This is a genomic window from Streptomyces sp. NPDC006544 (genome assembly GCF_040611715.1).
Lineage (GTDB): Bacteria > Actinomycetota > Actinomycetes > Streptomycetales > Streptomycetaceae > Streptomyces.
The window spans coordinates 1-13,501 of the sequence record NZ_JBEXOV010000069.1; the positions used below are offsets into that span (position 1 = coordinate 1).

Genomic DNA, 13,501 nt, shown 5'->3' on the forward strand with positions numbered 1-13,501 from the left:
CGGCCCGCCGTGGGCGACCGGCGCGCGGCCCGTGAACAGCGGGCCGCGCCCCGCCGGCTCACCACCGACCATCCTCGGTTCGGACCCCGACGGGATCCGACCGATCCCCGAAGACCCCCAGGCCCCCCCAGGCCCCCCAGGTCCCCCGGCCGCTCCCGGCCCGTCACGGCCGACCCCTGACCGGTCCCCGCCGGGCCCCGGCCTCCGGGTCACCAGCCGATCCCGGCCAACCCCCGGCCGACCCCCGATCGGCCCCGGCCCGGCCCCGATCGACCCGCGCGCGGCCCCGGCCGACCCCCGATCGACCCCGGCCCGATCCCGGCCGACCCCCACCCGTCCCTCAGCCGCCCCCGGCCAACCCCCGACCGGATTCTCCCGTTGACGCACCGCCCGCAGAATCCTACTGTCAGCCATAGGATTCCTTCGGCAGACCGGGAGCGTGCAATGAGTGGCGGCGGCAGCATCAACGGTGGCGGCGGCGAACAGGCCCGTAAGACGGCGCAGGCGCTGGCCTACCTCACCGGGTTCGGCAACGAGCACAGCTCGGAGGCCGTCCCCGGCGCGCTCCCGATCGGCCGGAACTCGCCCCAGCGCTCTCCCCTCGGCCTCTACGCCGAACAGCTCAGCGGCAGCGCGTTCACCGAGCCGCGCGCCCTGAACCGGCGGTCCTGGCTGTACCGGATCCGCCCCTCCGCCGCGCACCCGCCCTTCACCCGGACCGACAACGGCGCGCTGCGCACCGCGCCCTTCACCGAGGCCCCGGCGGACCCCAACCGGCTCCGCTGGAACCCGCTGCCCGACCCGGCCCCCGGCACCGATTTCCTGGCCGGTCTCTGGACGCTCGGCGGCAACGGCGACGCCACCCAGCGCAGCGGCATGGCCATCCACCTCTACGCCGCCAACGCCCCGATGACCGACCGGGTGTTCAGCGACTCCGACGGCGAGCTGCTGATCGTCCCCGAGCGCGGCGGCCTGCTGCTGCGCACCGAGTTCGGCCTGCTCAGCGCCCGCCCCGGCGAGATGGCTCTCATTCCCCGCGGGGTCCGCTTCCGCGTGGAGCTCCTCGACGCCGACGCGCGCGGCTACGTCTGCGAGAACTACGGCCGCCCCTTCGAGCTGCCCGACCTGGGGCCGATCGGCGCCAACGGCCTCGCCTCCGCGCGGGACTTCCGGGCGCCCGTGGCGGCGTACGAGGACGAGGAGCGTCGAACCGAGGTGGTCAACAAGTTCTGCGGCAACCTCTGGACCGCGACGTACGACCACTCCCCGCTCGACGTGGTCGCCTGGCACGGCACGCACGTCCCGTACGTCTACGACCTGCGCAGTTTCAACGTCCTCGGCTCCATCAGCTACGACCACCCCGACCCGTCGATCTTCACCGTGCTGACGTCGCCCTCCGACACGCCGGGCCTGGCGGGCGTGGACTTCGTGGTCTTCGCCCCGCGCTGGCTGGTCGGCGAGGACACCTTCCGCCCGCCGTACTTCCACCGGAACGTGATGAGCGAGTACATGGGCCTGATCGAGGGCGCCTACGACGCCAAGGCCGAGGGCTTCGTCCCCGGCGGCGGCTCGCTGCACAACATGATGTCCGCGCACGGACCCGACCGGGAGACCTTCGACCGGGCGAGCGCCGCCGAGCTGAAGCCGCAGAAGATCGACGACGGCCTGGCCTTCATGTTCGAGACCCGCTGGCCCATCACGGCCACCGCCCAGGCCGCCGGTGCGGACCACCTCCAGCGCGGATACGACGACGTCTGGCAGGGGCTCCAGCGGCACTTCCGCGCCTAAAATCACGAGCACTGCCGCGCCCCCGGCCGAGCGCGTCACCACGCTCCCGCGTCACGGCGCGGCAGTGCTCCCACGCCCACCCCGTCGTACGGAGAATCACCCGTGACCGCCTTCGCCCCCGACTCGCTGGTACTGAACCGGAAGCTGCCCCTCTGGTACCAGGTATCCCAGTCGTTGCGCGCCTCGATACTCGGGCGCACCGCGGACGCCTCGCTGCGGCTGCCCACCGAGGAGCAGCTCGCCGAGCACTACGGGGTCAGCGTGCTCACCATGCGGCAGGCACTCAAGGAGCTGGAGACCGAGGGCCTCATCAGCCGCCACCGGCGACGCGGGACCTTCATCGAACCGGCGGCGATGCGCGGGGCGCCGGTCCGGCTGCTGGGGTCGGTCGACGCGATCGTGGCGCAGCAGTCGGGCGACCGTACGACGATTCTCGGCCACGCGCGGACGCCGGTCGCCGGGGAGCTGCTGGCGCACTTCCCGGACACGCCGGAGGTGGTCACGTACCGCAGGCTGCGCCATGACAGCGAGAGCGGCGAGCCGACCAACTGGGCGGAGAACGCGGTCCGTCCGGAGCTGGCGGAGTTCATCGACCTGGCCGATCTGGTGCGCTGGCCCATGACGAAGGTGCTGCGTGACGTCGCGAAGGTCGAGATCAGCCGCATCACCGACACCGTCGAGGCGCGCCTGGCCGATCCGGTCACGGCCGAACTGCTCCAAGTACCGCTGCTGAGCCCGATCCTGCACTACACGGGCGTGACGTACGACAAGGGCGGCCGGGTGGTGGACGTCGCTCGGATCCGGTACCGCGGCGACCACTTCTCCTTCACGGTGACGGTCGACGCCTCCTGACACGGGCGTCCCGTACCCGCACGGTGCGCGACGCCGGCGGCCGGCGCGGCCGAGCCGTTCCGCTCCTTCGAGCGATTGCTTCCGGTGAGCGCATCCGGGTGAGCGCTTGCGGGCGGCTGCGTGCGGGCGACCGCCTCCGGGCGGCTGTCTCCAGCCCGTCCGCTACTTCTCCTCGTCGTCCTTGCCGCGCTCGCCCTCCGCCTGGGACGGCGTGGTCCGCGACGTCTGGGCGTGGCGCTGCTTCTTCTGCCCCTCGTCCATGTCCTCGTCGAGCCGCTCCCCCTCGGCCTGCGACGGCGTCGAGTACTCGTCGTACTGGCTCATGACCGCCTCCTTGGTCTCCCGGGTCCGAACGGTCCCCGGGTCGGCGCAGATCCCTACACAAGGAGCCTAACGCTCCGGCCTGGACGCGGCCCGGCCACCGGACGTCGTCGCTACCATCTGCCGGGTGAGCGCTGACGCACCTCCACGGAATCCGCTGCTGGACGATCTGATGCCTTGGGCCGTGGGCTCCCTGCGCCTGGGCCGGGCCTGGGTAGCGGCCCCCGACCCGGGGATCCTGCGCGCCCGCTGGGCCACTCTGACGGGCGCCGCCGGGGCCGAGCGGGAACGGCTGTTCCGCCCGACCCGGGCCCGTACCCCCGACGCCGGGGCCGCCGCGCTGCCGGGGCAGCGTGCGGGCTCCACCGCCCGTTTCACGGACGTGCCGGGACCGTGTCCCGACCCCGTACGGGTGCTGCGCGAGCCCTTCGACGAGCAGTGGCTGCTGCCCGACCAGCGGCTGATCGACCGGGCCCGCCCGGAGCTGTGGCGGGTGCTGGACGAGCACCAGCTGTTCACCGTGGAGTCCCAGCAGACGGCCGGGCTGCTGGTCACCGCGCGCCTCCCGGCCGGCCGGCTCGGCCGGATCCGTCCCCTGCACCGGCGCCCGGGTGGTGCCGAGCCCAATCTCGCGCCCGGCCTGCTGCCGCTGCTCGGCGAGCGCTACGGCACCTGGGTCACCCCCGAGGACGTGCTGTGCTGGATCCTCGCCGCCGGGCGACCGGGTCCGCGGGGGTACGAGGTCCCGCTGACCGCCGACCCCGAGCGCTGGCGGGCCGGGCTGGATCTGGGCCACCGGCTGCTCGCCGTCCAGCTGCGCGGGGCGCGCGGCGGCGAGCCGCCCCGGCTGCCCGGCGGGCGCCGGCCCTACGTCCGCTCGGCGCTGCCCGCCTGGCCGCGCGAGCTCGCGTACGACCCGCCGAGCGAGACCCTGAGCATCGGCGGTGGGACCGTCTCCCCCGTGCCCGCCGGGGCGTGGGAGTACGAGGTCCAGGGCGTCCGGGTCCTGGAGGCGTGGTTCGGCGCCCGGCTCGCCCACCGGGATCCACGGGCCGACGGGCTGGAGGCGCTGGGCCCGGCCGAGTGGCCGCAGGACTGGACCTCGGAACTGCTGGCCCTGGTGACGACCCTGGCACTGCTGGCGGACCTGGCGCCGCAGCGGTCCGCGTTCGAGCCCGGACCTTCGCTGGACGACACCGGGCTGCGCGCGGCCGGGGTCCTGCCGCCGCCTTCCTGGGCCCGGCGCCCGGCTTCGGTCCTGGACCACCAGGAGGAGGGTCCGGGAGGGCAGTTCGCGCTCCTGTGAGCCCGCGGCACTAGTCCCCCCAGGCCCCCAGCAGCCGGACCACCGACCGGTCGAACACCGCGGCCGGGTCGGGCAGTTCGCCCGGGACCCCCGGCGCGGCCGCGAGGACGCCCGCCAGGAGCGGGTACTCGCCCGTCGCCAGCCGGGAGCCGAGCCAGGCCGCCCGTACGTTCTGCTCGGCGGCCTCGCTCCAGGGGAGTTGGCGGGCCCGCTCGGCCAGGGCCAGTTCGCCCGCGACGAACGCGGCGACCGTCCCGTTGATGGCGGCGATCAGCTCCAGCTTCTCCCCGCCCGTGGCCCGGAGCGGCGCCAGGCAGGCCAGGCTGTGCTCCAGGTACCGCAGGGCGTTCGGGCCGAATCCGTGGGCCGGGCTCAGCAGCCGGGGCAGCCACGGGTGCCGGTGCATGATCTCCCGGGTCTGGCGGGCCAAGGCGAGCTGGTCGGCCCGCCAGTCGCCGGTCGGGGGCGCCAGCGCGTATTCCCCGCTGACCGCGTCGACCATCAGCTCGTACAGGTCCTCCTTGCGCGGCACGTAGTTGTAGAGGGACATCGTCCCGGCGCCGACCCCGGCCGCCACGCGCCGCATGGAGACGGCTTCGATCCCCTCCGCGTCGGCGATCCGCACCGCCTCGGCGGCGATCGAGTCGCGGCTGTGCGCGGGCCGGGGGCCACGGCCGGCCCGCTGCGGGCGGGCCCAGATCACTTCGGGTTCAGCGGAGCGGCCGCTGGGTGTCATCGCTCATCACCTCGTCCATCGCTCACCATCGTAGTTACGTACATCGTACGTAGTGGGGTAGGGTGCACCACATGACAACTACGTACGCTGTACTTAGTGAGGGTCTCGAGAAGAACTACGGCGAGGTGCACGCCCTGCGCGGCCTCGATCTCACCGTCCCCGAGGGCACGGTCTGCGGCCTCCTCGGCCCCAACGGCGCGGGCAAGACCACCGCGGTCCGCATCCTCGCCACCCTCACCGCGCCCACCGCGGGCCGCGCCCTCGTCGCCGGTCACGACGTCGTGCGCGACCCGGCCGCCGTCCGTCGGGCCATCGGGGTCACCGGTCAGTACGCCTCCGTCGACGGGGACTTGACCGGCCGCGAGAACCTGCGGCTGTTCGCCCGGCTCGCCGGACTGCGCGGCCGGGCCGCCCGGGGCCGCGCCGACGAGCTGCTGGACCACTTCGGCCTCACCGAGGCCGCCGACCGGGTGGCGGGCACCTGGTCGGGCGGCATGCGCCGACGCCTCGACCTCGCCGCCGGGCTGGTCACCCGACCCCGGGTGCTGTTCCTCGACGAACCCACCACCGGTCTCGATCCGGCGGCCCGCGAGCAGATCTGGACCGCCGTACGGGGCCTCGCGCGGGAGGGGACGAGCGTGCTGCTCACCACCCAGTACCTGGAGGAGGCCGACCGGCTCGCCGACGACATCGTGGTCGTGGACCACGGCCGGACCGCCGCCACCGGCACCCCGTCCGAACTCAAGGCACGGATCGGCTCCTACGCCGAGGTCACCGTCGACGAGCCCGCCGCGCTGGGAGGCGCGGCCGGCGTACTCGACCAGCTGACAGGGGGGCTGCCCGCCCTGGACCGGGAGCGCCTCACCGTCGGCGTGACCGTGCTCGACTCCGGCCTGACGCTGCCGCGGATCGTCCGCGCGCTCGACGCGGCCGGCATCGCCGTGACCGACGCGAGCCTGCGCCCGCCCACCCTCGACGAGGTGTTCCTGCGCCTCACCGGTGACCCCCGGACCGCCCCGGCCTCCCCGGCCCCGCGGTGCCCCGATCCCCGCAACCCCGGCAGCCCCGTCGAGATCAAGGAGCAGGCGGCATGAGCACCTTGCTGTCCGACGGCGGCGCCGTCCTCACCCGCCAGTTGCAGAAGGCCCGGCACGCCCCGGCGCTGCTGATCCTCACCCAGACCATGCCGGTGACCATGCTGCTGTTCTTCGGCTACGTCTTCGGCAGCGCGCTCGCCATGCCGGGCCAGGAGTACCGGCAGTTCCTCGTCCCCGGAATGCTCGCCGCCACCGCCGCGAACGGCCTGATGACGGGGATGTTCACGGCCTCGCAGGACGCACACCGGGGGGTGACGGACCGCTTCCGGACCCTGCCGATGAGCCGGACCGCGGTTCCGCTGGGGCAGACGGCCGCCGATCTGCTGACCACGGCCGCCTCGATGGTTCCGCTGATGCTCGTGGGGCTGGCGATGGGCTGGCGGGTCGAGAACGGCCCCGCGGGGGCGCTCGGAGCCCTCGGCGTCCTGCTGCTCTTCCGCTTCGCCACCGCGTGGGTGGGGACGTACCTCGGGCTGCTGAGCAAGAGCGAGGAGGCGGCGGGCCAGCTCGGGAGCGCCACCTTCGTCCTGCCGATGCTCTCCGCCGCGTACCTGCCGACGGCCGGCCTGCCCGGATGGCTGCGCACGGTCGCCGAATGGAACCCGATCAGCGCCGTCGCGACCGCCGTGCGCACGCTGTGCGGGATCGCGGGGGACGAGGCGGCGGCGGGCGCCGCGTGGCCGGTCGCCCACCCCGTCGCCGGGGCGCTGCTCTGGTCCTCGGCCCTGCTGCTCCTCTTCGTACCGGCGGCCACCCGCCTCTACGCACGCGGCCGCGACTGAAGGGAAGCGGGAACGGGAGCGGGAGCGGGAACGGGGAACGGGAGCCGGGCCGGCCCGCGGTGGGCGGGCCCGGCCGCGACGGGCGGGCCCGGAGGGTGACAGATCGCCTCCGTGCCGGTAGGCAGAGGGGCATGCAACCCGATACGCACGCCACCGAGCCGCTCCCGCTCGAGGCGATCACCGTCGTCGCCGTGGAGCAGGCCGTCTCGGCCCCCTTCGCCACCCGCCAGCTCGCCGACCTCGGCGCGCGGGTCATCAAGGTCGAGCGGCCCGACGGCGGCGATTTCGCGCGCGGCTACGACACCGCCGCGCACGGTCTCGCCTCCCATTTCGTGTGGGCCAACCGGGGCAAGGAGTCGATCGCGCTCGACCTCAAGGACCCGCGCGGCCGTGAGCTCCTGCACGGGCTGCTCGAAGGGGCCGACGTCTTCGTCCAGAACCTCGCGCAGGGCGCCGCCGCCCGGCTCGGGCTCGACTCGGCCGCGCTGTGCGCGCGCTACCCGCGGCTGATCGCCGTGGACGTCTCCGGCTACGGACCCGAAGGCCCGTACGCCCACAAGCGCGCCTACGACATGCTCGTCCAGTGCGAGGCCGGCCTGGTCGCGGTGACCGGCACGCCCGAGCGGTCCGTCAAGGCGGGCATCCCGGCCGCGGACATCGCGGCCGCCATGTACGCCTTCTCGGGCGTGCTCGCGGCCCTGCTGCGGCGCGGGATCACCGGGCGCGGGGGGAGGGTGGAGGTGTCGATGCTGGACGCGCTCGCCGAGTGGATGGGGCATCCGCTGCACCACACCATGCACGGCGGGGAGCAGCCGGTGCGCACCGGCCTGGCGCACGCCGTGATCGCACCCTACGACGCCTACCCGACGGCGGACGGGGGCCAGGTGCTGCTGTCGGTGCAGAACGACCGGGAATGGCGCCGGCTGGCGGAACAGGTCCTGGAACGGCCCGAGTTGGCCGACGATCCGGGTTTCGCGACGAACGCCGCGCGCACCGTGAACCGGGAGAAGACCGACGCGGTGGTGGCCGACGCACTGGGCCGGCTCGGCGCGGCCGAGGCGATCGGCCGCCTGGAGGAGGCGGGCATCGCCTGCGCGCGGCTGAACTCGGTGGCCCAGCTGGCGGCGCACCCCCAGCTGGCGGCCCGGGACCGCTGGCGGGAGGTGGACTCGCCCGTGGGACCGCTGCGGGCCCTGCTGCCGCCGATCGGGTTCCCCGGCGGCGCGGCACCGCACATGGGTGCGGTGCCCGCGCTCGGCGAACACACCGAAGCCCTCCTGCACGCCCTGGGGATGACGGGCGAACAGATCTCGGCTTTGCGCCGGGACGGCGTGGTTCGCTGACTGGGCAGGGTCGATCGTGCCGCCGGCCGGGCCGGGAGCGAAGCGGCGTGGCTGCTGGAACGGAAGGGTTACGAGCGGCGGCTGCCGAAGAGCGTGCGACGCAGGCGGCGCAGCGGCGCGAAGAGCGAGACGCGCGCGCTCCGGCTCCGCAGGCGGTGCGTGTGGTCGCGCGAGGTGAGCTCACGCATGAGCAGCGTCGCCTCGGCTGCCTCGCGGTGCGGGACGGCGGGACCGCCCAGCACGGCGAGGTGGCGGTCGAGGCGCGAACTGGCCGCGCCGCTACCGCAGGTGATGGCAGGCACGCGGGGCGGCCTGCTGCGCATTGCTATCTGTTCCATGTCTCTCCCCACCCGTACGAGGGCACCCGGCCCACCGGGCAGGTTAACCCTACCGCCCCCGCGTCGCGCTCGGGTATCCCGGTGGTGTGAATTGCCCGTGCGGCGAGCGGGAGTTGACGATTACTCAGGGGAGTCGATCGTCACTCTCCGCACAAACCGACGACCCGGCGCGGGCCCCGGGAAGGCCTCCCCCCGCCCCCTGCGGCTCCCCGCGAGCCCCCACGGCCCGGCGCGGACTTTCCGCGCGGGCCGCCCCGAACCGTCACCGCCGCCCACGACGTGACGGGAGCCACACCGCGCCCACTGCGCTAACTTGGAGTGATCGTCCGGTAACTCCGCTGGGGCGCACGTGAAGGGGGCTTGCGGTGACCGAGTCCGCGTCGAACGATGACGGGAACGCCCCGGGGGTCCACCCGGACGACGTCCCGGCGAAGAGGGTCGCCGGACGCTACCGCCTGCTGGGCCCGCTCGGGCAGGGCGGGATGGGAACGGTGTGGCGGGCCCGCGACGAGGTGCTGGGCCGTGAGGTCGCCGTCAAGGAGGTCCGGGCGCCGGGCGGCATGGACCCCTCCGAAGTGGACCGCATGTACCGGCGCCTGGAACGCGAGGCCTGGGCCGCGGCCCGCGTCTCGCACCGGGGCGTCGTCACCGTCTACGACGTGGCCACCGACGACGGCCGGCCGTGGATCGTGATGGAGATCGTACGGGGGCTCTCGCTCGCGGAGGTCCTCGAGGGCGACGGGCCGCTCAGCCCGCAGCGGACCGCGCACATCGGCGAGCAGGTGCTGTCCGCCCTGCGCGCCGCGCACGAGGCGGGGGTGCTGCACCGGGACGTGAAGCCGGGCAACGTGCTGATCGCCGACGACGGCCGCGTGGTGCTCGGCGACTTCGGGATCGCGAGCCTGGAGGGCTCCACCGCCATCACCATGGCGGGCGAGGTGGTCGGCTCCCCCGAATTCCTCTCGCCGGAGCGTGCGTTGGGGAACGATCCCAGTCCCGCCACGGACCTGTGGGCGCTCGGGGTGATGCTGTACACGGCCGTCGAGGGGGCCTCGCCGTTCCGCCGGAACACCCCGGTGGCCACCCTGCGGGCCGTCGTGGACGACGATTTCCCGCCACCGTTGCGGGCCGGGGCCCTGGCTCCCGTACTGGAGGGGCTGCTGGCCAAGGATCCAGAGCGGCGGCTGCCCGCGGCGGAGGCGGCCCGGCTGCTGCGGATCGTCGGTGCGGGCGGGACCGTACGGGCCTTCGGCGGGACCGCGTCCGGGCCGACCATGGCGCTTCCCGCGGGGGCCGCGTCGGGGCAGGAGGTGGGTCCGGACACGCCCGCGTCCACGGCCCGGCGCAGCCGCGGCCGGCACGCCCCGCCGGGTGCGACGCCCGCGCCGGCGCCCCTCGCCGCGGTCGGCGGACCGCGGCGGCCGGGGCGCGCGGGGGCGGTCCTCAGCGGCGGGATCGTACTGCTGGCGGTCGTGGTGGCCCTGCTGGGCTGGCTGCTGTGGAAGGACCTGCGCATCACCGGGGGCTTCGGCGGGGCCGGCCCCACGCCCTCCGCGGCTCCCAGCCCGAGCGCTGCCGCCCCGACTTCACCGAGCCCCTCCCCGAGTCCGTCCGAGAGCCCGGCCGAGAGCCCGGCCGCGTCCCCGTCGGCCGTTCCCGCGGCCCAGTTCACCCTGTCCGCGGTCCAGGCCGTCCGTGACGGCTACCGCGGCACCTGCCCGGCGCCCGCCGCCGACGCGCCCGCCTTCACCGCCACCGTCGCGGTGGACCGGACCCCGGCCGTGCTGGAGTACCGCTGGGCCACGCGCAGCGGGGAGACCTCCGGTCCCGGCTGGCAGACCGTCACGTACCCGTCGGGCGGGCCGGGGAGCATGCGGCTGGACCACACGGAGCTGACGTCCTACCCGGACGCGACCTTCGAGGACGCGGTACGGCTGGAGATCCGGACCCCCGAGGAGGCGGCCTCGGCCTGGCTCGAGTACTCCGTGACGTGCGCGGAGGAGACCCCGACGAGCGGGGCCCCCTCCCCTGCGGCCTCCGGACCGAGCGGCTCCCCGTCACCGGAGCCGGGAGCGACCGTCAGCCCTTGAGCGGACCCGGCGGCCCCTCAGGCCGCGTTGGTGAACACGGGCAGGTAGCCGCCGGACTGTCCGGCGGCGGTCGGGTGGTACGACTCGCCGATGTTGAGCCAGTTGAGGCTGTGCAGCCACTCGCTGCCGGAGCAGATCTCGTGGCCCGTGAAGGTGCCCGCCACCGAGGCGAAGGTGAAGCCGTGGTCGGCGGCGCGTTTGGCGATGGCGGCGTTCAGGTAGTCGGAGGCTCCGTTGATGGCCGTGCGTTCGCCCTCGGTCAGTCCGGCGACGCAGTTTCCGTTCAGCTTGTAGAAGCGGGGATAGCCGAGGACGACCACGTGGGCGCCCGGGGACCGGCTGTGGATGGCGTCGTAGACCGTGTCGAGCTGGCCGGGGAGGGTGGCGTCCACGTACCCCTTGGCCTGGTTGACGCGGCTGACGCAGGTGGACTCGGACTGGAGCACACAGGTCGTCATGACGTCCGAGAATCCGGCGTCGTTGCCGCCGATGGTGATGCTGACCAGGTCGGTGCCGGAGTTCAGCGGGGCGAGCTGGCCGCTCATCACGTCACCCGTACGGGCGCCGGAGCAGGCGGCGAAGGAGAAGGTCTGCGGGGCGTGGGCGGCGGCCCAGAGCGCTGGGTAGGCGCGCGTGGTGCGCTTGCAGTTCCCGCTGGAACTGTCGTAGTTGCCGGCGCCGACTCCGGACGAGTACGAGTCGCCGAGGGCGACGTACCCGAAGTCGGCCGCGGCGGAGGCCTGTCCCGCGCCGAGGAGGGCGGCGCCCGCGGCGAGTAACAGGGCGGAGGCGAGGGCTGCGAAGCGCGGCATTCTCATGCTCATGTATGCGGCTCCTTGTGGGGGTTACTTCTCAGTCCGTGATACAAGGAGCGGAGCCCTGCTGGAAGTGTCCATGTCAAGAATATTCGGAGTGGACATGTGGTCCGAATCTTCACCCGCACGGCGTTTGAAGAGGGAACTCCGCCACTCGTTCCGGCGAAACACGGGTGCATGAGCGGAGTTCGTGCCGGATCATGGGCGCCATGCCAGCCAACCCGCAGGACGCACTGCCGATCCGGCTCAACGTCGACGACAGCGACTCCCCGTCGGACGTCGTCGACGCGCTGTTCCTCGGCCGCTTCGCGTCAGGCGAGCAGCCCTACTCGCACAGCGTCTCGATCGAGCGGGTGAAGGCCGGCGCGACCCTCCTGCCGCCCAAGGCCACCGTGCTGCGCTCGGCGCGCGACACCGACCGCAGCGCGACGCTCGCCGAGGGCGAGGGCTGGACCATGCTCGTCTCCCGCTGGAGCCGGGGCGCCGACGTCACGGTCACGGCGATCAGCGACGAACTCGCCGCCGGGGTGCTCGGAGAGGCCACGGAAGGCGTGCAGGACGAGCCCGAACCACAGCCGGAGAACGTCACCATGGGGTTCTGGTACGTCTCCCCGCGCCGCGGCCCGTACCGCACGACCCGGCAGATCGCGGCCGGGACCTGGGCGCAGGTGCGGCCCAACTACACGGCTCCGGTGGCCGGGGCGATGGACCGGCTGATGAAGGTCACCCCGGACGACATCGCGGGCCGGCTGCTCCTGCTGCACGGGCCGCCCGGCACGGGCAAGACCTCGGCGCTGCGGACGCTCGCCCGGTCCTGGCGGGACTGGTGCCAGGTGGACTGCGTACTGGACCCGGAGCGGCTGTTCAACGACGTCGGGTACCTGATGGACATCGCGATCGGTGAGGACGAGGGCACGGCGAAGGGCCGCTGGCGGCTGCTGCTGCTGGAGGACTGCGACGAGCTGATCCGCGGCGAGGCCCGCCACACCGCCGGACAGGCGCTGTCGCGGCTGCTCAACCTCACGGACGGGCTGCTCGGCCAGGGGCGCAACGTACTGGTCGGCGTGACGACCAACGAGGACCTGGAGCGGCTCCACCCGGCCGTGGTCCGGCCGGGCCGCTGCCTGGCCCGGATCGAGGTCGGCCGGCTGACGCACCGCGAGGCGGTGGACTGGCTCGGCACCGACGAGGGCGTCTCCCGCGACGGCGCGACCCTGGCGGAGCTCAACGCCCTGCGCCGCGGCGCGACCGGCCCCGCGGCCCTGCTGCCGCCGCAGGGCCACGACACCGAGGCGGGGCTGTACCTGTAGGCACGCCGACACGCCGTGGTGCCGGTGGGCGCGGGGCGGGCGGGGCGGCGGGGCGCGCGCACGGCGACGACAATGGGGGCGCGGCCGGAGGCCCGCCCCCGCCGGCCGTGTACCCCCGCGGGGCCCACGAACAGGAGAACGCACCGTGCTCGAACCGGCGCAGGAGAACCCCTACCCCGACAGCCACGTCCTCGGCGAGGGTCCCGAGCCGCATCCTCAACTCCGGCCGGTACTGGGCCTCATCGGGCGCTGGCACGGGCGGGGAAGCGGGGAGTACCCGACCCTCGAACACGGCTTCCGGTACGAGCAGGAGATCACCTTCGCCCACGACGGCAGGCCCTTCCTCTGCTACACGTCGCGCGCCTGGCTCGTCGACGGGTCCGGCAAGGCGCTGCGGCCGGCGGGACGGGAGACCGGCTGGTGGCGGATCCTGCCGGACGCCTCCGTCGAGGCCACCCTCGCCCACCCGACGGGAATCGTCGAGACGTACGTCGGCCGGGTGTCCGGTACGGAGATCGAGATGGAGACGGAGACCGTGGGGCTCACCCCCCGGGCCAAGGAGGTGACCGGCATGCGGCGCCGGTACGTCCTCCAGGACGGCGAGCTGACGATCGTGCAGGAAATGGCCGCGGTGGGACAGCCCATGCACCACCACCTCCAGGCCCGGCTGCTGCGGCGCGAGGGCTGACCCTGCGGGCGCCTGCGGGCGCCTGCGACGCCGAC

The 13,501-nt window shown here is 74.1% G+C and carries 13 protein-coding genes; 9 read left to right on the forward strand and 4 right to left on the reverse strand.

The window, feature by feature from the left end; all coding sequences use genetic code 11:
- The first annotated feature begins 444 nt into the window (after positions 1-444).
- A complete protein-coding gene (hmgA, locus tag ABZY44_RS26845) occupies positions 445-1,788 on the forward strand; it encodes a homogentisate 1,2-dioxygenase (protein WP_356658089.1) in 1,344 nt (447 codons plus the stop codon).
- A gap of 102 nt (positions 1,789-1,890) precedes the next feature.
- Positions 1,891-2,640, forward strand: a complete 750-nt coding sequence (locus tag ABZY44_RS26850) for a GntR family transcriptional regulator (RefSeq protein WP_356658091.1) — start codon at positions 1,891-1,893, stop codon at positions 2,638-2,640.
- Between the two features lie 162 nt (positions 2,641-2,802).
- On the opposite strand, the gene ABZY44_RS26855 is transcribed toward ABZY44_RS26850, so the two are convergent.
- Entirely contained in the window at positions 2,803-2,964 is a 162-nt protein-coding gene (locus ABZY44_RS26855) for a hypothetical protein (protein ID WP_356658093.1), read from the reverse strand.
- 169 nt (positions 2,965-3,133) lie between these two features.
- Between ABZY44_RS26855 and ABZY44_RS26860 the strand changes: the two genes are divergently transcribed.
- Positions 3,134-4,267, forward strand: a complete 1,134-nt coding sequence (locus tag ABZY44_RS26860; RefSeq protein WP_356658147.1) for a type ISP restriction/modification enzyme — start codon at positions 3,134-3,136, stop codon at positions 4,265-4,267.
- A gap of 10 nt (positions 4,268-4,277) precedes the next feature.
- On the opposite strand, the gene ABZY44_RS26865 is transcribed toward ABZY44_RS26860, so the two are convergent.
- Positions 4,278-5,003: a TetR/AcrR family transcriptional regulator C-terminal domain-containing protein gene (locus ABZY44_RS26865; RefSeq protein WP_356658095.1), complete on the reverse strand. Its 726-nt coding sequence runs from the start codon at positions 5,001-5,003 to the stop codon at positions 4,278-4,280.
- A gap of 71 nt (positions 5,004-5,074) precedes the next feature.
- Between ABZY44_RS26865 and ABZY44_RS26870 the strand changes: the two genes are divergently transcribed.
- The 3 genes from ABZY44_RS26870 to ABZY44_RS26880 all read left to right on the forward strand — a co-directional run bounded on the left by ABZY44_RS26870 (position 5,075) and on the right by ABZY44_RS26880 (position 8,225).
- A complete protein-coding gene (locus ABZY44_RS26870) occupies positions 5,075-6,097 on the forward strand; it encodes an ATP-binding cassette domain-containing protein (protein ID WP_356658097.1) in 1,023 nt (340 codons plus the stop codon).
- Positions 6,094-6,882, forward strand: coding sequence for an ABC transporter permease (locus ABZY44_RS26875; RefSeq protein WP_356658099.1), 789 nt, complete (start codon positions 6,094-6,096; stop codon positions 6,880-6,882). The genes ABZY44_RS26870 and ABZY44_RS26875 overlap by 4 nt, the downstream gene beginning before the upstream one ends.
- 131 nt (positions 6,883-7,013) lie before the next feature.
- Positions 7,014-8,225 (forward strand): CaiB/BaiF CoA-transferase family protein, encoded by a 1,212-nt coding sequence (locus ABZY44_RS26880; protein ID WP_356658101.1) that lies wholly within the window; start codon positions 7,014-7,016, stop codon positions 8,223-8,225.
- Between the two features lie 68 nt (positions 8,226-8,293).
- Here the strand turns inward: ABZY44_RS26880 and ABZY44_RS26885 are convergent, their stop codons facing one another.
- The gene (locus tag ABZY44_RS26885) at positions 8,294-8,563 is read right to left on the reverse strand and encodes a hypothetical protein (protein WP_112451750.1); all 270 of its coding nucleotides are present in this window, start codon (positions 8,561-8,563) and stop codon (positions 8,294-8,296) included.
- A 365-nt stretch (positions 8,564-8,928) separates the two neighbouring features.
- Here ABZY44_RS26885 and ABZY44_RS26890 point away from each other — a divergent pair, with 365 nt between their 5' ends.
- Positions 8,929-10,653, forward strand: coding sequence for a serine/threonine-protein kinase (locus ABZY44_RS26890; RefSeq protein ID WP_356658103.1), 1,725 nt, complete (start codon positions 8,929-8,931; stop codon positions 10,651-10,653).
- Positions 10,654-10,670: 17 nt separating this feature from the next.
- Here ABZY44_RS26890 and ABZY44_RS26895 read toward each other — a convergent pair whose 3' ends face one another.
- A complete protein-coding gene (locus ABZY44_RS26895) occupies positions 10,671-11,471 on the reverse strand; it encodes an SGNH/GDSL hydrolase family protein (RefSeq protein WP_356658149.1) in 801 nt (266 codons plus the stop codon).
- A 206-nt stretch (positions 11,472-11,677) separates the two neighbouring features.
- Between ABZY44_RS26895 and ABZY44_RS26900 the strand changes: the two genes are divergently transcribed.
- Together ABZY44_RS26900 and ABZY44_RS26905 are read left to right on the forward strand one after the other, a co-directional pair.
- A complete protein-coding gene (locus tag ABZY44_RS26900; RefSeq protein ID WP_356658105.1) occupies positions 11,678-12,778 on the forward strand; it encodes a DUF5925 domain-containing protein in 1,101 nt (366 codons plus the stop codon).
- 145 nt (positions 12,779-12,923) lie between these two features.
- Entirely contained in the window at positions 12,924-13,466 is a 543-nt protein-coding gene (locus ABZY44_RS26905; protein ID WP_356658107.1) for an FABP family protein, read from the forward strand.
- Positions 13,467-13,501 lie beyond the last annotated feature (35 nt).

Coding starts and splice junctions, on each gene's coding strand:
- ABZY44_RS26885 (WP_112451750.1), bottom strand. CDS start 8,563: ATGGAACAGATAGCAATGCGCAGCAGGCCGCCCCGCGTGCCTGCCATC.
- ABZY44_RS26895 (WP_356658149.1), bottom strand. CDS start 11,471: ATGAGAATGCCGCGCTTCGCAGCCCTCGCCTCCGCCCTGTTACTCGCC.
- ABZY44_RS26880 (WP_356658101.1), top strand. CDS start 7,014: ATGCAACCCGATACGCACGCCACCGAGCCGCTCCCGCTCGAGGCGATC.
- hmgA (WP_356658089.1), top strand. CDS start 445: ATGAGTGGCGGCGGCAGCATCAACGGTGGCGGCGGCGAACAGGCCCGT.
- ABZY44_RS26865 (WP_356658095.1), bottom strand. CDS start 5,003: ATGACACCCAGCGGCCGCTCCGCTGAACCCGAAGTGATCTGGGCCCGC.
- ABZY44_RS26855 (WP_356658093.1), bottom strand. CDS start 2,964: ATGAGCCAGTACGACGAGTACTCGACGCCGTCGCAGGCCGAGGGGGAG.
- ABZY44_RS26870 (WP_356658097.1), top strand. CDS start 5,075: ATGACAACTACGTACGCTGTACTTAGTGAGGGTCTCGAGAAGAACTAC.
- ABZY44_RS26900 (WP_356658105.1), top strand. CDS start 11,678: ATGCCAGCCAACCCGCAGGACGCACTGCCGATCCGGCTCAACGTCGAC.
- ABZY44_RS26875 (WP_356658099.1), top strand. CDS start 6,094: ATGAGCACCTTGCTGTCCGACGGCGGCGCCGTCCTCACCCGCCAGTTG.
- ABZY44_RS26860 (WP_356658147.1), top strand. CDS start 3,134: ATGCCTTGGGCCGTGGGCTCCCTGCGCCTGGGCCGGGCCTGGGTAGCG.